This is a genomic window from Streptomyces sp. NPDC091972, assembly GCF_044756385.1.
Classification (GTDB): domain Bacteria; phylum Actinomycetota; class Actinomycetes; order Streptomycetales; family Streptomycetaceae; genus Streptomyces.
Genome location: NZ_JBIVSV010000012.1, coordinates 219,911 through 237,842, shown reverse-complemented (window position 1 = coordinate 237,842; position 17,932 = coordinate 219,911). Strand labels below are relative to the sequence as shown.

General features: G+C 70.9%; 11 protein-coding genes. 8 read left to right on the top strand and 3 right to left on the bottom strand.

The window, feature by feature from the left end; genetic code table 11:
• Positions 1-70 precede the first annotated feature (70 nt).
• Both ACIQJT_RS31435 and ACIQJT_RS31430 read right to left on the bottom strand, forming a co-directional pair.
• Entirely contained in the window at positions 71-703 is a 633-nt protein-coding gene (locus ACIQJT_RS31435; protein ID WP_053853209.1) for a hypothetical protein, read from the bottom strand.
• A gap of 293 nt (positions 704-996) precedes the next feature.
• Positions 997-3,168: a RecQ family ATP-dependent DNA helicase gene (locus tag ACIQJT_RS31430; RefSeq protein ID WP_402649237.1), complete on the bottom strand. Its 2,172-nt coding sequence runs from the start codon at positions 3,166-3,168 to the stop codon at positions 997-999.
• A 151-nt stretch (positions 3,169-3,319) separates the two neighbouring features.
• Between ACIQJT_RS31430 and ACIQJT_RS31425 the strand changes: the two genes are divergently transcribed.
• The 7 genes from ACIQJT_RS31425 to ACIQJT_RS31395 all read left to right on the top strand — a co-directional run bounded on the left by ACIQJT_RS31425 (position 3,320) and on the right by ACIQJT_RS31395 (position 14,916).
• Positions 3,320-5,404: a DUF4192 family protein gene (locus tag ACIQJT_RS31425; RefSeq protein ID WP_402649234.1), complete on the top strand. Its 2,085-nt coding sequence runs from the start codon at positions 3,320-3,322 to the stop codon at positions 5,402-5,404.
• 695 nt (positions 5,405-6,099) lie between these two features.
• Positions 6,100-8,013: a glycogen debranching N-terminal domain-containing protein gene (locus tag ACIQJT_RS31420; RefSeq protein WP_402649302.1), complete on the top strand. Its 1,914-nt coding sequence runs from the start codon at positions 6,100-6,102 to the stop codon at positions 8,011-8,013.
• A 141-nt stretch (positions 8,014-8,154) separates the two neighbouring features.
• Complete coding sequence (locus tag ACIQJT_RS31415; protein WP_053852313.1) at positions 8,155-8,913, top strand: NUDIX domain-containing protein; 759 nt, start codon at positions 8,155-8,157, stop codon at positions 8,911-8,913.
• Between the two features lie 40 nt (positions 8,914-8,953).
• Positions 8,954-10,921, top strand: coding sequence for an ATP-binding cassette domain-containing protein (locus ACIQJT_RS31410; RefSeq protein WP_402649231.1), 1,968 nt, complete (start codon positions 8,954-8,956; stop codon positions 10,919-10,921).
• Between the two features lie 163 nt (positions 10,922-11,084).
• A complete protein-coding gene (locus tag ACIQJT_RS31405) occupies positions 11,085-11,972 on the top strand; it encodes an FCD domain-containing protein (RefSeq protein ID WP_365456450.1) in 888 nt (295 codons plus the stop codon).
• 424 nt (positions 11,973-12,396) lie between these two features.
• On the top strand, positions 12,397-13,935 hold the full coding sequence (locus ACIQJT_RS31400) for an RNA polymerase sigma factor (RefSeq protein WP_356596212.1): 1,539 nt from the start codon (positions 12,397-12,399) through the stop codon (positions 13,933-13,935).
• Between the two features lie 117 nt (positions 13,936-14,052).
• Complete coding sequence (locus tag ACIQJT_RS31395; protein ID WP_402649226.1) at positions 14,053-14,916, top strand: serine protease; 864 nt, start codon at positions 14,053-14,055, stop codon at positions 14,914-14,916.
• Positions 14,917-15,077: 161 nt separating this feature from the next.
• On the opposite strand, the gene ACIQJT_RS31390 is transcribed toward ACIQJT_RS31395, so the two are convergent.
• Positions 15,078-15,308 carry a hypothetical protein gene (locus ACIQJT_RS31390; protein WP_053848812.1) on the bottom strand — a complete coding sequence of 77 codons (231 nt, stop codon included), beginning with the start codon at positions 15,306-15,308 and terminating at the stop codon, positions 15,078-15,080.
• Positions 15,309-15,751: 443 nt separating this feature from the next.
• Between ACIQJT_RS31390 and ACIQJT_RS31385 the strand changes: the two genes are divergently transcribed.
• Entirely contained in the window at positions 15,752-17,875 is a 2,124-nt protein-coding gene (locus ACIQJT_RS31385) for a DNA topoisomerase IV subunit B (RefSeq protein ID WP_365456456.1), read from the top strand.
• Positions 17,876-17,932: the final 57 nt, after the last annotated feature.

Below are 17,932 nucleotides of genomic sequence, written 5' to 3'. Positions count from 1 at the left end.
GTGATCAACGCGCCGGAGGCCGTACGTCACCGACGTACGGCCGGAGAACCGGTGACTGGCGGACCCGACCTCAGCGAGCCGCCACGCGGCGCAGGACCTCCGAGGCTGCGCCACCGGTGCGCGGCAGCATGGGCGGTGACTCGGACGTGGCGAAGGGTTCCGGCTCCGAGTCCGCGTTCGGCCGCCGTCCGCCGCGTCCCTCGCCGAGCACCTGCCATCCGTCGCGCGTCAGCGTGATGTAGGCCCCGCAGCGCAGCCCGTGCAGCGTGCAGGCGTCACGCAGCCCCCACATCCACGCGCCGTCCTCCTCCGTCCAACGCGCGTCGCCCTCACGGCAGTAGAGCAGCACGGCGGTCCGCACGGGGGTGCGGCGCCGCAGGTCGTGCGGGATCACCCGGCGCAACTGCGCCAGCAGCGTGTTCCGGAACATCCAGCCGTCAGCCGGCGCCGGGCGACGCGTGAACGAGGCACTCGCCCGCAGCCGTTCGTCCGGGTCGAGGACCGCCACGATCGCGGTCGCCGGTTTGGGACGGTGCCGCGAGTGCAGCCCGCTGACGACCTCGCGTGGGTTGCGCAGCAGCGGGATGCCGGCCTCGGCCCACTCGGCGGGTTCGAGCAGACGGGCCAGAGGGTTGGCGGATGCGGCGGACAGGTCGGCTGACGACGTGGACGCCGCGGAGGACGGAGCGAATCCGAAGGTCACGGTCCTCCCTTCGGCTACGCGCCCATACGGCGGGCGGGGTCGGATTCGGGGGAGCGCGCACCGCAGCAGAGCCCTACCGGTCAACGGACGAGGCCGTGCGGGGAGCGGACCTCAATTCTTCCTGTCGAACTTGGTTGCGGCAACGAGCAATTGGGCTCGCCGACCCGAATCAGACGCTTCGTGGCATATATCCCTACCCAGTGTTTTGCCGGGCGACGCCTGAGTCCTCCGAGCCCGGTGACCGTTGACCGACATCGAGGCACGGGCGGAGCACTGACGCCTCCGGCGCCCGCTCAACCGCGTACCGCCAGCACCAGAGGCAACACCCCCTGGGCGCCCGACCGCAACAGCAGCCGGGCGGCGACCGCGAGCGTCCAGCCGGTCTCGGTCATGTCGTCGACGAGCAGGACGGGACCCTCCGCCGCCTGCAACGCCTCCCGCAGGGACTCGGGCACGACGAGTGCCCCGTGCAGTGCCCGGAGCCGCTGAGCGCTGTTGGAGCGGGGCAGGGAAAGGTCGTCGGAGTGGTCCGTGTACGCGAGGGACCCCAGGAAGGGGAGGCGTCCGACGGTGGAGATCCGGCTTCCCAGCGAGTGCACCAACTGGGGCCGGCTGCGGGAGGGAACGGTCACCACGCCGACGGGTCGGGCCGGTGCGTCCGGGGCGCCGGAGGCCCAGCCGTCGGGCGACTTCGCCCAGTCGGCCAAGACGGTCACGACGGCGTTCGCCACGTCGTCGGGGACGGGAGCGTCCGGAGTCTGGGGCGCGAGCAGCGGCCGGAGACGGTTGCCCCAGCCGATGTCCGACAGCCGGCCGAGAGCCCGGCCGGGCCAAGCCTGTTCGCCGGGCGGGATACGGCCCTTCAGGTCGACGCCGATGGCTGGCAGACCCGTGGGCCACATGCGGCGGGGTTCCACCACGACACCCGCGCGGGCGAGCGAGCCACCGGCCGTGTCCAGGGCGGCCGGGGAGATGTCGGTGGTGAATCGCGGACCGGCGCAGTTGTCGCAGCGACCGCACGGAGCCGCCTGCTCGTCGTCCAACTGCCGCCTCAGGAACTCCATTCGGCAGCCCGTGGTGGTGGCGTAGTCGCGCATGGCCTGCTGTTCGGCGGCGCGCTGCTTGGCGACCCAGGCATAGCGCTCGGAGTCGTACGACCAGGGCACTCCGGTCGCGATCCAGCCGCCCTTGACCCGGTGGACCGCGCCGTCCACGTCGAGCACCTTGAGCATGATTTCCAGGCGCGTGCGGTTCAGCTCCACCAGCGGTTCGAGCGCGGGAAGTGACAGGGGGCGGTCCGCGCGGGCGAGGGCGTCGAGGGTGCGTCGTACGGCTTCCTCGGGCGGGAACGCGACGGACGCGAAGTAGGACCAGATCGCCTCGTCCTCGCGGCCGGGCAGGAGCAGCACCTCGGCGTGCTCGACGCCTCGTCCGGCGCGGCCGACCTGCTGGTAGTAGGCGATGGGGGAGGAGGGCGAGCCGACATGGACGACGAACCCGAGGTCGGGCTTGTCGAACCCCATGCCGAGCGCGGAGGTGGCCACCAGCGCCTTGACCTTGTTCGCCAGGAGGGCTTCCTCGGCCTGCTGGCGCTCGGCGTTCTCCGTCTTGCCGGTGTACGAGGCGACGGTGTGCCCGCACTGACGCAGGAAGGCGGTGATCTCCTCGGCCGCGGCCACCGTCAGCGTGTAGATGATGCCGGAGCCCGGCAGGTCGTCCAGGTGGTCAGCGAGCCAGGCCAGCCGGTGAGCCGCGTCGGGCAGTTGCAGCACGCCGAGGCTCAGGCTCTCGCGGTCGAGCGGACCGCGCAGGACCAGCGCGTCCGAGCCGGTGCCGGTGCCCAGCTGCTCCGCCACGTCAGCGGTGACCCGGGCATTGGCCGTGGCGGTGGTGGCCAGCACCGGCACTCCGGCGGGCAGCTCGGTGAGCATCGTGCGCAACCGGCGGTAGTCGGGGCGGAAGTCGTGCCCCCAGTCGGAGATGCAGTGCGCCTCGTCGACGACGAGGAGGCCGGTGGCGGCGGACAGTTCGGGCAGGACGTTGTCGCGGAAGTCCGGATTGTTGAGCCGCTCGGGGCTCACGAGCAGCACGTCGACCGTCCCCGCGGCGACCTCGGCGCGGATGGTCTCCCACTCCTCGGGGTTCGAGGAGTTGATGGTCCGGGCGTGGATGCCGGCTCGGGCGGCGGCCTCGACCTGGTTGCGCATGAGCGCGAGCAGCGGAGAGACGATCACGGTCGGCCCGGCGCCTCGCTCGCGCAGCAGGGCCGTCGCCACGAAGTACACCGCGGACTTGCCCCACCCGGTGCGCTGGACGACCAGGGCCCGGCGCTTGTCGGCGACCAGCGCCTCGATCGCCCGCCACTGGTCCTCGCGCAGCCGCGCCGACCCGGTGCTGTCCCCGACAAGCCGGACGAGGATCTCGTCGGCAGCCTCGCGCAGCTCCGTCTTGCTCATGTGCGTCATGCCCCCATACAACAGGACGCCTCCGACATCGGGGCGGCTCGGCGGTCAGGCTGTGGACGACGGGACGGGGCACGTCGTGGCTTGTCGTGACCCTGATCGGATTTATCCACAGGCCCAAGCGGAACGCTGAGATCCGCGAGATCGTCTGCGCATGACGAACCACAGCGAAATGACGGGACCCACCGCAAACAGCAACAACAGCGGACGGAACGACAGCGAACGGCAGGGCGGCGTTCGCGGCGGCGGACGGAGTGGCGGCGAAGGGAACAGCCACGGACCTAGCAGCTACGGAGGGAACGGCGGGAGGAACGGAGAAGGGCGCAGCAGCAGCGCCGCCGCACGGCACGGCGGGAGGAAGAGTGAAGGGCGGAGCAGCAGCGCCGCCGCACGGCACGGCGGGAGGAAGAGTGAAGGGCGGAGCAGCAGCGGGCGGGACAGCCACGGGCCGGACAGCCACAGCTCGGACAGTCACGGTGGCTCGGAGATCGGCGACCGGGTCGGATTCGAGGCGCATGGCACCGAACACCAGGTCACTCTGAGGACTCCGGGCGAACTGGCCGACGCCCTTCCCTACCTCCTCGGATACCGGCCCGAGGACAGCATCGTCCTGGTCGCGCTGCACGATCGGGGCGGCCGCGGCCGGTTCGGAGGACGGGCCCGGCTGGGCATTCCCGCGAACAAGGACGACTGGCCGGCTGTGGCCCGGCAGCTCGCGCACGGCCTGATCACCGGCAGCGAGCGCAGGGGCGCCCGCCCCGAGCAGATGGTCGCCTACATCTGTCAGGAGCCGGGGCCCGGTGAGACGGGCAGGCAGATCACGGAGCGGCTCGCCCCGCTCGCCGGGCTGCTGCGCACGGAGTGCGGCCGACTCGACGTCCCTGTGATCGAGGCGTTGTGCATTTCCGCCGGCCGCTACTGGTCGTACTGCTGTCCAAGCCAGGATTGCTGCCCCCCGGAGGGACTTCCCATGGGGCTGCCCGGCACGTCGGTGCTCGCCGCCGCGGCCACGTACGCCGGACTGCAGGTGCGCGGCACACTGCGCGAGCTGCGGGCCAGGCTGCAGCCCTGGGAGACGGCGGCCGCGCTGGAACAGGAGGTCGCTTTGGACACCGCCGGCATGGCCCTGGTCCCCAGGATGCTCGACGAGGTGGGCCGGGCGACCGTGGCCGAGGAGACGCTGCGCCTCGCCAGGCGCACCATGGCACGCTTCGCCGAGGCAGGACCCGTGACGGGCCCGCTCCGGGCCGACCTGTGCGACGACGAACTGCTCGGGCACGACGACGCGGCGCACCTCATCCTCGGGCTGCAGGACCGCACCACCCGGGACCGTGCGGCCGAGTGGATGGAGGCGGAGGAGGCCGGGCCCGCCCTGCGTCTGTGGCGCGCACTGGCCCGCCGGTGCGTGGGACCCTACGGCGAGCATGCGGCGGCACCGCTCACTCTCGCCGGTTGGGTCGCCTGGTCCGCGGGTGACGAGATCGAGGCCAGGGAGGCGCTGGCCATGGCCCTGGGCGCAGATCCCAGCTATCTCTTCGCCCGACTTCTGCATCAGGCCTGCAACGAGGGGCTCGACCCGGAAGCCATCCGTCGCTGTCTGCGCGCGGAGCGCGAGAGCCGCAAGGACCGTGATGGGTGCGCGCGGTCGGAGGCCGATCAGTCCGTGGACGCGCACACAACCGAGGACATGAAGTGGCCGGACACGCCCGGTCCCGACGAGGGCCGGGCAGCGTCCCTGCCTGGTGCTGACGGGACCCAAGGGGCATCCCTGCTCGATCCTGAGGTGCGTCAAGGGGCATCCCTGCCTGATCCTGTCGGGAGTCAGACGGCGTGCCGGTCCGCCGCCGAAGTCGAAGACGCGTTGCCGCCTTGTTCGTCCGACAGCCAGGACGTGTCGCCGCCTCGCCCGTCGGGCGCCGGAGACGCGTCGCTGTCGTGCCCCTCCGCCACCGAAGACGCGCAGCCGCAACCCCCGTCCAATGCCGATGCGCTTCTGCCGACGCCGCAACCCGCCACAGCCTCCCGCCGACGCAAGCGCGTACGTCCCGGCGCTCGCACCGACGTCGGTCCCCGACCCGTGAATGCGGAGGGGCACGATCCCTGTGCCGAGGGATCCCGCCCTCGCTCCCGGTCTGCCCGCGGTACACGTCCCGGTGCCGTCCGACGCACCACGGGCAAGGACGTCGCGCGCCGACCGGAGGGCACAAGGTCCGGAGGCGCAACCGAGGAGGAGGGATGAGCGACCGCTGGAAGGGGGTCGCGCGCGAGTGGTCACGCCTGTGGCGCCGGGTAGCGGTTCCGGGCCGCCGCCATTCGGTCGGCTTCCGGGCCCGGGGGCGTGACCCTGAACAGGCCCGCCCCGTTCACCTGAGTGGCGGAACCTCCACTGGAACCCCACCGCCGCACCGCCCATGTTCTTCAGGAGCCCCGCACCGAGCGGCTGAGACCCCCGAGCCGCGCAGAGCGCAGAGGAAGCGCCCCTTGCATCAGCCGACTCCGCCTTCCACCGACGACGGACGTTCCGCCCTCGGCGCGCCGGCGACGGAGTGGAGAGGAACCACGGGCCCGTCGGCGGGCGCCACGGACACCGGAGGGCCTGAGCCGAGGTTCCCGACCAGCACCCAGCACACCGGGACGGCCCCGGAACACCACGGGAACCCGACCCCGGGAGAGGTCAGGAAAGCCACCACGCCTTCACCGTCATGGGACCGTGAGCCGTCTACACCGGCAGCGCCCGTAGGCCCTCCGTCGTCCACACCGCGCAGTGCGCGTCTGCCGGGGGAGGGCCTCGCGACGAGGCAGGGCTGGTCTCCGCCCCCGTCGGCGACCCGGTCTGCCCGTCCACCTTCATTCGTTCCGTCCGGTCGGCCCCCACAGAACGCCTTCTCGGCTCCCAGAGGGCCGGCCGAACTTCCCCCGGCCCACTCCGTGATCATCTGCGTGGCGCTTCCGGGCCTCGCCATCTCCACGGAGGGGCAGTTGACGGGACAGGGGCTGGAGGGCTTCTACCGCGCAGGCAGACGTGTGCTTTCCCGCTGTCAGGTGCGTGTCGCCGGCCGGGAGCCACTCGGAGTCCAGGCCCGGCCGACCGCGGCGGATCGCGCACGCTTTGTCGCCACCGCGCGGGTTTCCCAAGGGGGAGGCCCGGACCCCGACGTAGTCGTGGAGCGCACCCGCCACGCGGACGGGACCGAGCGCATCGTGCTGCACAGCGCTGCGGCTCGGCCACTGCGACTGCCTGTGGAGGTGGCCCTCGGTACGGATCTGGCGGACCTGGGTGCGATCGCGTCGGGCCGAGCGGGGCCGGAGCTGCCCGCGATCGTCCACGACTCCGGGCTGCGCTGGTCCTGCGCGGCCGGCGGAGCGTCGGTCACCGCCGACCCGCCACCCACCGACGCGCTCGCGTCCGCCGGCCTGCTCCGCTGGGAGTTCGACCTGCCTCCAGGCGGCACGGTCGGCCTGGAACTGCGCGTGCGTCCGGAGGGCGCGGGCCCCGTCCGGGGTGTGGGGCGCGCGGCGACCAGCCCGCTGGCGTCCGCCCGCGCGACAGGAGACCACGCAGCCGTTCAACCGCTCCTGCACACGAGCATCGACGATCTCCAGTCCCTGCTGCTGCGCGACCCGGCACACCCCACCGACACCCACCTCGCGGCCGGAGCCCCGTGGCGCTGCGGTCTCGCCCCGGCCGACGCGCTCGTCGCGGCCCGTATGGCACTGCCGCTCGGCACCCGCCTCGCCGCCGGGACGCTTCGCACCCTCGCGCGCACCCAACTCCGCGGACAGACAGCCCAGTCCGGCATGATCCCAGGGCCGCGTCGGGACGCGGGCGCGCACCTTCCAGCCGGTTGTACGGGCACCGAGGCAACCCTGCTCTTCCCCGCCCTCCTCGCCGAGGCGTTCCGGTGGGGCCTCTCACCGCAGGAGACGGAAGAGCTGCTTCCGGCGGCCGAACGGTGCCTGCGCTGGTTGCGGGCAGCCGTGGGGGAAGGCACGTACCTGTGCGACCCGCATCCCGGCGGCCCCGTCCGATGCGAGACACAGGCACACGCGCATCGCGCGGCCGTCCTCGGCGCCGACCTGCTCGACGCGTTCGACAGACCCGGCGCGGCCGCGTTGCGGCAGTGGGCCCGCGAACTGCGCACGGCTTTCCGCGAGGACTTCTGGATCGACGACCGCAGCGGCGGCCGGCCGGCGGCAGCGCGAACTCCCGACGGACGCCTCGTGCCGCATCTGGGTGCCGCTTCTGTCCATCTCCTCGACACCGGCCTGCTGGGCGGAGGCGAACAGGCACCGTGCCTGCTCGACAGGGTCCAGATCGAGCAACTCGCACGGCTGCTCGGAAGCCCGGCCCTGGACTCGGGCTGGGGGCTGCGCGGACTCGGCACGAAGGAGACGGGCTACAACCCGTTCGGGCATCGCACCGGTGCCGTGAGAGTCCAGGAGACGGCGATCGGCGTCGCGGGCCTCGCCGCCGCCGGGTACGAGAAGGAGGCCGGCTCGCTCCTGCGCGGTCTGCTGGCCGCGGCCGAGGCGTTCGGTCACCGGCTCCCCGAGATGTACGCGGGTGAGCAGCGCACCGACGGGAGTGCTCCTGTTCCCCACCCGGCGGCCTGTCGTCCGGCGGCAACGGCTGCGGCCGCCGCAGTGCTGCTCCTGAGCGCCCTCGCGGGAATCCGCCCCGACGTCCCGGCGGGGACGGTCACACTGCGCCCTGTGCGCAGCGCGCCTCTGGGCGAGATCGGTCTGACCGGACTGAGGATCGCGGGGGCCCCGTTCTCGGTACGGGGCAGCAGACTCGGGCTCGCCCTGGTCGAGGAGGCCGCCGAGGGACTGCAACTGGGCGCTTGACCTCGCACGACACCGGCACGACACCTCTCCCGGCAGTGGCAGGCGGGGAAAGGCGGAACCTGTTCGGGTGGCAGGGGCGCAGCCCTTGATGCGACTGGCGAATGGAGTGTTTATCGTCAGGCAGACGACTATGATCGCCGCATGCCCTACGACCCGTCAGCCTTTCCGCCCTTCGCCGTCACCGTGGACCTGGTCGTACTGACCGTGCGCCGTCACGCCTTGTGTGCGCTCGCGGTACGCAGGGGCGAGCCGCCGTTCCAGGGGCGCTGGGCGCTTCCCGGCGGTTTCGTACGGGCCGATGAGGATCTGGCGCAGGCTGCCGCCCGCGAACTGGCCGAGGAGACGGGGCTGCGAGCCCACGACCCGTCGGTCCCCGTCCAGGACAACGGAGCACACCTGGAGCAGCTCGCGACCTACGGAGATCCCAAGCGTGATCCCCGGATGCGTGTGGTGAGCGTCGCCCACCTCGCCCTCGCCCCCGACCTGCCCGCCCCCCGGGCGGGGGGAGACGCCAGCAACGCCCGGTGGGCGCCCGTCGAGGAGCTGTTGCAGCAGGGCGGCTACGGCCGGGACGGCGAGCCGGTCGCGCCGCTCGCCTTCGACCACGCGCAGATCCTGTCGGACGGAGTGGAGCGCGCCCGTTCGAAGATCGAGTACTCGTCGCTGGCCACCGCGTTCTGCCCGCCCGAGTTCACCGTCGGCGAGCTGCGCCGGGTCTACGAAGCGGTGTGGGGCGTCGCGCTGGATCCACGCAACTTCCACCGCAAGGTGACGGGCACACCGGGCTTCCTGGTCCCCACCGGCGGCACGACCACACGCCAGGGCGGCCGCCCCGCTCAGCTCTTCCGGGCCGGCGGCGCCACTCTCCTCAACCCCCCGATGTTGCGCCCCGAAGTGTGACAGCCCCGAAAACCGGACATAACGCGCTATCTTGCTACGGGTGATCCAGGCGTTCGGACTGACCAGCAATTCCCGCAAGGACTTTCCGCCCGCGGTGGACGACGTGTCCTTCGAAGCCCGTTCGGGCCGCGTCACCGCGCTTCTCGGAGCGACGGGCGCGGGCAAGACGACAGTGCTGAGACTGATGCTCGAACTCCAACAGGGGCGTGGGCTGACCTACTTCAGAGGCCGTCCGCTGCGTCGCATCGCGCACCCTTCGCGCGAGGTCGGCGTACTCATGGGCGAGGTGCCCGGCCATCCCGCGCGCACGGTCCGCGGTCATCTGCGCATGCTGTGCGCCGCCGCAGGCGTACCGGTGCGGCGTGCCGACGAAGTACTCGAAGCGGTGGGCCTGGTCAGCCTGCGCGACGAGCGGCTCGGCACCCTGTCACGTGGCATGGACCGCCGCCTCGGGCTGGCCTGCGTCCTGTTGTCCGACCCGCACACCCTCGTGCTGGACGACCCCGCAGACGGGCTGTCCCCGCGCGAGAGCCAGTGGCTGCACGGCATGCTGCGAGCGCACGCCCAACAGGGCGGCACCGTCCTGTTCACCACGTCCGAGCCCAAAGAGGCCGCGCGCACCGCAGATCACGTCATCACGCTCGAGCAAGGCATAGTCGTCGCCGATCAGGCCGCCACGGAGTTCGCCCGCACCAGGCTCCGCCCCCGTGTCGCCGTCCGTACCCCTCATGCCGTCCGCCTCGCCGCCCTGCTCGCCAAGGAGGCCCGCACGGCTCGGCGCTCCGTCGAAGTCGTCCGGGAAGACGGCAACCGCCTTTCGGTGTACGGCAGTACGTGCGCCGAGGTCGGCGAGACGGCCTTCCGGCACGGCGTCCTGGTCCACCAACTCGCCGACGAGATCGGAGACATGGGGCCCGGTGCGGGACCGCTGCCCGGGGATGGCGCCGATGCGACTCAGGACGCGCGACCGGCCGGCATGGGCAAGGGGAGTGCCGGGACGGCGGCACAGGGCGGCCGAGCGCAGGACGGCCTCACCTCGCAGAGCGGCTCACCCACGCACGATGACGGGGCGATGCCCGACGAGCGGGGCGCGCACGGCGATCAGGCCGGGCACGGCAGTCCGGGCGGCCGCAGCGGCCCGACAGTGGGAAGGGATGTCACCGCTTCGAGTCCCGTCACCGTCTCCAGGCCCCCCGCCTCCCTACCCCCCCTCCCGCCCCCCATCTCCGTCCGGTCCGCCCCCAGCCCCTTGCGCCCCCTGCGGTACGAATTCCGCCGGGCGACGGGGATCAGCACCGGATTCCTGACCGGCGCGGCCGTACTCGTCACGTCCGCCCTCACCGCCGTGCTCCTGGCGCGAGTCGGTCACACCCCGCAGGCGCGGCTGCTGGCCGCGTGGCCGAGGGAACTGCCCCTGCCCCCGGCCGCACTCGGGGCCGGGCTGCTGGGCGCGCTCGCGTTCGGCGACGAGTTCCGCCACCCCGCCCTCGCCGCGGACCGCGGCACCGTCCCCCGCCGGCTGGGACTGCTCACCGCGAAACTCGTGGTCGCCGCCGTCACCGCGCTGGGGCTGGCCTTCCTCACGGTGGGCTGCGACGCCGAAGTGCTCTACCTCGTCTACGGACGGGAACTCGCGGAAGTTCCCGCGGACTGGTTGTCACTGAGCGCGAGTTGGTCCGGGCTCGTCGTCGGATGCGCCTGGGCCGGCGTCCTGGCCGCCGGGCTCTTCCGGTCCACCACGGCCGGGCTCGCCGCGGTGGTCGCCGTGCCCGTTCTCGTCGTACCCGTGGTGCACAAGGCGTTGGAGGGGGGGTCGGTGCGAGTGGCGGCGGGGCTTCCCGCGCGGCTGCGCGAGGTCTTCCTTCTGCAGTGGCCCTTCGGTGGGGAGCGTTATCTCGCCGGGGTGGTGCGGGTGATCGCCCAACCCGTGGGCGGGGCACTGGCGTTGTCCCTGACCGCCCTGCTGTGCGCATATCTGCTCACCACCCTGCGGAGCAGGGTCCGATGACGACCGTCCGTGCGCTTCCGATCCCGAACCTGCGCACAACTTCGCGAAGAAAGCGCATTTCTTTCCGATAAGGCGTCAATTGCGACGGGGTGAGCGATCACCCTTTCGTGTGCTTTTCACCAAAGACCTCAAGGGAGTTGGGGGCGGCGCCGACAAAGGATCCGTGAGTACCCTTGCGCACACCATGATGACCGCCGCCCGCTCCGCCGACTCCGGTCTGGCCGGCCCGGGCGATCTCGACCGCTACCCCTATGCCGAGGCCCCGGCCGCAGGCCGCGTCGGAGCCCCCGTCTGGGACGGCTCGGACCCGGAGCTGGGCCGCGTGGGCCGACGGGCCGCGGGCAGCCGCGGGCGCGGACTGCACGGCCAACTCGTCCAGCAGCTCGGCCAGATGATCGTCTCCGGTGACCTGGGAGCCGACCGGCCGCTGGTCCCCGAGGAGATCGGCCAGCGTTTCGAGGTCTCCCGCACCGTCGTCCGCGAGTCGCTCCGCGTTCTGGAGGCCAAGGGCCTGGTCAGCGCCCGCCCGAACGTCGGCACGCGCGTGCGTCCCGTCAGCGACTGGAACCTCCTGGACCCGGACATCATCGAGTGGCGGGCTTTCGGGCCGCAGCGTGACGACCAGCGCCGCGAGCTGAGCGAGCTTCGCTGGACGATCGAGCCGCTCGCCGCGCGCCTGGCCGCGGGACATGGCAGGGAGGACGTCCAGCAGCGTCTCGGTGACATGGTCGAGATCATGGGGCACGCCATGAGCCAGGGTGACGCGCTCACCTTCTCCCGTGCCGACGCCGAGTTCCACTCCCTGCTCATCCAGCTCGCGGGCAACCGCATGCTGGAGCACCTCTCCGGGATCGTCTCGGCCGCCCTCCAGGTCTCCGGCAGCCCGGTCACCGGCTGTGACCGGCCGACCGAGTCGTCCTTGGCGCACCACGGCCGGATCGTCGACGCCCTAGCCACCGGCGACGCCGCGGCGGCCGAGGCGGCCATGCGGCAACTGCTCACCGTTCATCCCGAGGTGGAGCGTGTGGTGCCGGCACCGCGCGAGCACTGACCGCGCACCGCGGGCGGCGCGGTCGAGGATGCCCTTCCCCTTGCGGCACCGTTCGGCCGCCGAACCGTCCCCGTCGGACCCCGCAGGATCTCCAGCGATCCTGCGGGGTCCGACGGTGCGGCGCGGTGACGGTTCCCGGCGCTCTGCTGGTCCGGACGGGCGGGTGACCTCGTCTGTCCATGTCTGACCTTTTTTGTTCGCTTACGGGGTGTGACTCGGGCCACGCAGATTGGGCGTAACGCTCGCGGGAGCAGCGCGATGACCTAAGAGGTGACAGCCGCGGAGGGAATACGGACGCCGTTTCAGGCGCTGTGAATCCTCCCGGCCCCCCGCCCGCGCCGTCGGCCACTCCCAGGCCGGTGGTCGGCTCCTGTCCGCTGTGGACGGGGCCGGAAGCCGTTTCCAACGTTCCGAGAGGTTGTTCGTGTCGGCCAGCACATCCCGTACGCTCCCGCCGGAGATCGCCGAGTCCGTCTCTGTCATGGCTCTCATTGAGCGGGGAAAGGCTGAGGGGCAGATCGCCGGCGATGACGTGCGTCGGGCCTTCGAAGCTGACCAGATCCCGGCCACTCAGTGGAAGAACGTACTGCGCAGCCTCAACCAGATCCTCGAGGAAGAGGGTGTGACGCTGATGGTCAGTGCCGCGGAGCCCAAGCGCACCCGAAAGAGCGTCGCAGCGAAGAGTCCGGCCAAGCGCACCGCCACCAAGACGGTCGCGGCGAAGACGGTGACCACGAAGAAGGCCACCGCCACCGCCACCCCTGCGGCTCCCGCCGCTGAGCCCGCAGTCGAGGGCGAGGCGCCCACGAAGCCCGCCGCGAAGAAGGCCGTGGCCACCAAGAAGGCGGCCGCGAAGAAGACCGTCGCCACCAAGAAGACGGCGGCGGCCAAGAAGACGACCGCCAAGAAGGACGACGCCGAGGCCATCGAGGAAGAGGTCCTCGAAGAGATCAAGCCCGGCGAAGAGGAAGAGGAGGGAGCCGAGAACAAGGGCTTCGTCCTCTCCGACGACGACGAGGACGACGCGCCCGCCCAGCAGGTCGCCGTGGCCGGTGCCACCGCAGACCCGGTCAAGGACTACCTCAAGCAGATCGGCAAGGTCCCGCTGCTCAACGCCGAGCAGGAGGTCGAACTCGCCAAGCGCATCGAGGCCGGTCTGTTCGCCGAGGACAAGCTCGCCAACGCCGACAAGCTCGCCCCCAAGCTCAAGCGCGAGCTGGAGATCATCGCCGAGGACGGCCGTCGAGCCAAGAACCACCTCCTGGAGGCCAACCTCCGCCTGGTGGTCTCCCTGGCCAAGCGCTACACCGGCCGCGGCATGCTCTTCCTGGACCTCATCCAGGAGGGCAACCTCGGTCTGATCCGCGCGGTCGAGAAGTTCGACTACACCAAGGGCTACAAGTTCTCCACGTACGCCACCTGGTGGATCCGTCAGGCGATCACCCGCGCCATGGCCGACCAGGCCCGCACCATCCGTATCCCGGTGCACATGGTCGAGGTCATCAACAAGCTCGCGCGTGTGCAGCGCCAGATGCTCCAGGACCTGGGCCGCGAGCCCACCCCGGAGGAGCTGGCCAAGGAACTCGACATGACGCCCGAGAAGGTCATCGAGGTCCAGAAGTACGGCCGTGAGCCCATCTCGCTGCACACCCCGCTCGGCGAGGACGGCGACAGCGAGTTCGGTGACCTCATCGAGGACTCCGAGGCCGTCGTCCCGGCCGACGCGGTCAGCTTCACGCTCCTCCAGGAGCAGCTGCACTCGGTCCTCGACACCCTGTCCGAGCGTGAGGCGGGCGTCGTCTCGATGCGTTTCGGTCTCACCGACGGTCAGCCGAAGACCCTCGACGAGATCGGCAAGGTCTACGGCGTCACGCGTGAGCGCATCCGCCAGATCGAGTCGAAGACCATGTCGAAGCTGCGTCACCCGTCGCGTTCGCAGGTGCTGCGCGACTACCTCGACTAGGCCGTAGTCGTACGGAAGGCCCGGTTCCCCTCTTCGGGGGCCGGGCCTTCGTGCTGCGCGCGCAGGCGCCCTGCATGACTCTGGGTTTCCGATCACCACGCGGAGTGAGGAGCATGCATGCGTCACCCCATTGCCCGGGCGCTGGCCCGGCCGCTGGTTCTGGCGGCCCTGGCGGCGGCCATACCGCTGGCGTCGGCCGCCCCTGTGGCCGCCGACAGCATCGTCGTCGGGGGATTCCCGGTCGACGTCTCCAAGGCACCCTGGACGGTGGCCCTGTCCAGCCGTGACCGGTTCGGAGGTACGCGCGCCGGGCAGTTCTGCGGCGGAGTCGCCGTCGGCCCCACCACGGTGCTCACCGCGGCCCACTGCATGGGCGAGGACGTCCTCGGGGCCCCGCCCGAGCAGGTGAGTGACTTCCGTGTCATCGCTGGCCGTACGGATCTGCTCTCCACCCAGGGCAAGGAGATCGCCATACGTCAGGCCTGGGTGAATCCCGGCTACGACCCGCAGAGCAACGCCGGGGACTTCGCCGTCATCACCCTCGCGGAGCCGCTGCCGCAGAGCGCGGTCATCGCCATGGCGGCCGAAGGCGATGCCGCGTACGAGCCCGGCACCGAGGCCACGGTGTACGGCTGGGGCGACAGCACGGGCGGCGGCGACTACGCACGCAGTCTGCGGGCCGCACGCGTGCACGTGCTGGCCGACGCGGGCTGCGAGGCGGCCTATCCGGGGGGCGCCGACGGCACCTTCCGCGCCGACAGCATGCTGTGCGCCGGAGAGGACCGGGGCGGCCGGGACGCCTGCCAGGGCGACAGCGGCGGGCCACTGGTCGCCAAGGGCAAACTGATCGGGCTGGTGTCATGGGGGAGCGGCTGCGGGCGAGCGGGCCGGCCCGGTGTCTATGCCCGCGTGTCCGAGGTCGTGCGAACGCTGGGCCCGGACGGTCGCAATGCCGCCGGGGGAGGCCGAGGGGCCGCGTGACAGTGACGAGCGGCTCCCGGTGCCTTACAGCGTCATGAGGCGTCGTGAGCCCTCGTAAAACCACGAGCAAAGCCACGAGCAAGGGCGGCTGCCCCTGGGATCAGGGGCAGCCGCCCTTGTGCCGGCCTGTGCCGGAGCTGGCTCGTCGTGGACGCGAAGTGTCAGCGCTCTTCTTCTGAGGCGGATGCGGGAACGGCCGTGAGCCGCTCCGTCTCGTCCTGTATCTCAGCGGCGATCTTCTTGAGTTCCGGCTCGAACTTGCGACCGTGGTGGGCGCAGAAGAGCAGCTCTCCGCCGCTGAGCAGGACGACGCGCACGTACGCCTGGGCGCCGCAGCGGTCGCAGCGGTCAGCGGCCGTCAGCGGGCTCGCGGGGGTCAGAACAGTAGTCACGTCGCCTCTTCTCTAGCTCGACGAGCTGTCGTACCAGGGTCAACATCCAACCAGCCCCAAAACGTTCCCGCTCGAGGCTTCTCCCAGAGAGAAATTTTCCGGACGGCTGGCTGCTGCCGGTTTGGCGGCGAATGTGCCGTATTGCGTGTCTATGTGTCTTACGGTTTCGCGCTGTCGGTCAGGGGTCGGTCCTCCCGGCTGGGTTGCCGGTTGTTCATGAGGACGTGCCCGGAGCCTAAATGGTTCATGCCCCCAAGGGAACGTGATATGTACTTCACCCCATCGAGGGATCGAACAGGCATGCGACTCTGGACTACTCTGTGTTTCCGCACGAGGGTGGCGTTACAACGGCTCTACCAGGCCTCGGTACCCTCATGGCGGCTACCGAAGCCGCGCCCTTACCCACAAGGGCCCCATCTGAAATTCAGCGAGGAGCGAACCGCGTGACCGCCGAGACGTCCGTGCCGTCCACAGCTCTGCTGGCAGGAGCAGACCGGGACGGTTCCAACTACACCGCGCGGCACCTGCTCGTCCTCGAGGGGCTCGAGGCCGTACGCAAGCGCCCGGGTATGTACATCGGATCGACCGACAGCCGTGGCCTGATGCACTGCCTGTGGGAGATCATCGACAACTCCGTCGACGAGGCCCTGGGCGGGTACTGCGACCACATCGAGGTGATCCTCCACGACGACGCCTCCGTCGAGGTCCGGGACAACGGCCGGGGCATCCCGGTCGACGTCGAACCCAAGACGGGCCTGTCCGGCGTCGAGGTCGTCATGACCAAGCTGCACGCCGGCGGCAAGTTCGGCGGCGGCTCGTACGCGGCCTCCGGCGGTCTGCACGGCGTGGGCGCCTCCGTGGTGAACGCTCTGTCCGCGCGGCTGGACGTCGAAGTGGACCGTGCCGGCAACACCCACGCGATCAGCTTCCGGCGCGGCGTGCCGGGTGCCTTCGCGGGGAACGGCCCCGACGCCAAGTTCGAGGCCGCGAGCGGCCTGCGCAAGGCCAAGAAGATCCCCAAGACCCGGACCGGCACGCGCGTGCGCTACTGGGCCGACCGGCAGATCTTCCTCAAGGACGCCAAGCTGTCCCTGGAGAACCTCCACCAGCGGGCCCGCCAGACCGCGTTCCTGGTGCCCGGCCTGACCATCGTCGTCCGTGACGAGTACGGCCTGGGCGAAGGCGGCAGCAAGGGCGAGGAGTCGTTCCGTTTCGACGGCGGCATCAGCGAGTTCTGCGAGTACCTGGCCAGCGACAAGCCGGTCAACGACGTCCTCCGCTTCTCCGGCCAGGGCACCTTCAAGGAGACCGTCCCGGTCCTCGACGACCACGGCCAGATGACGCCCACCGAGGTCACCCGCGAACTCGGCGTGGACGTCGCGATGCGCTGGGGCACCGGCTACGACACGACCCTGCGGTCGTTCGTCAACATCATCGCCACGCCCAAGGGCGGCACCCATGTCGCCGGCTTCGAGCAGGCCGTCACCAAGACGATGAACGAGGTGCTGCGCGCCAAGAAGCTGCTGCGTGTCGCCGAGGACGACATCGTCAAGGACGACGCCCTGGAGGGCCTGACCGCGGTCGTCACCGTGCGCCTCGCAGAGCCCCAGTTCGAGGGCCAGACCAAGGAGGTGCTCGGCACCTCGGCGGCCCGCCGCATCGTGAACACCGTGATCTCCAAGGAGCTCAAGGCGTTCCTGACGTCCACGAAGCGGGACGCCGCGGCGCAGGCCCGGGTCGTCATGGAGAAGGCGGTCGCCGCCGCCCGCACGCGTATCGCGGCCCGGCAGCACAAGGACGCGCAGCGCCGCAAGACGGCTCTGGAGTCCTCCTCGCTGCCCGCCAAGCTCGCCGACTGCCGCAGCGACGACGTCGACCGCAGCGAACTGTTCATCGTCGAGGGCGACTCCGCGCTCGGTACCGCCAAGCTCGCCCGCAACTCCGAGTTCCAGGCGCTGCTGCCCATCCGCGGCAAGATCCTCAATGTCCAGAAGTCGTCCGTCACCGACATGCTCAAGAACGTCGAGTGCGGTGCGATCATCCAGGTCATAGGAGCGGGGTCCGGCCGGACCTTCGACATCGACGCGGCCCGGTACGGCAAGATCATCATGATGACCGACGCCGACGTCGACGGCTCTCACATCCGATGCCTGCTGCTGACCCTGTTCCAGCGCTACATGCGCCCCATGGTCGAGGCGGGCCGGGTGTTCGCGGCGGTGCCGCCGCTGCACCGCATCGAGCTCGTCCAGCCGAAGAAGGGGCAGGACAAGTACGTCTACACGTACTCGGACCGTGAGCTGCGCGAGAAGCTGCTGGAGTTCCAGAGCAAGGGGGTCCGCTACAAGGACTCCATCCAGCGGTACAAGGGTCTCGGCGAGATGGACGCGGACCAGTTGGCGGAGACGACGATGGATCCTCGGCACCGGACTCTGCGGCGGATCAACCTCGCCGATCTGGAGGCCGCCGAGCAGGTCTTCGACCTGTTGATGGGCAACGACGTGGCGCCCCGGAAGGAGTTCATCTCGGGCTCAGCGGCGACGCTCGACCGGTCGCGTATCGACGCGTAGGGAGGCTGGGCCGGGGCCGGCTGTCCGACAGGCCCCGGCTACATGTCGGGCCCGTTT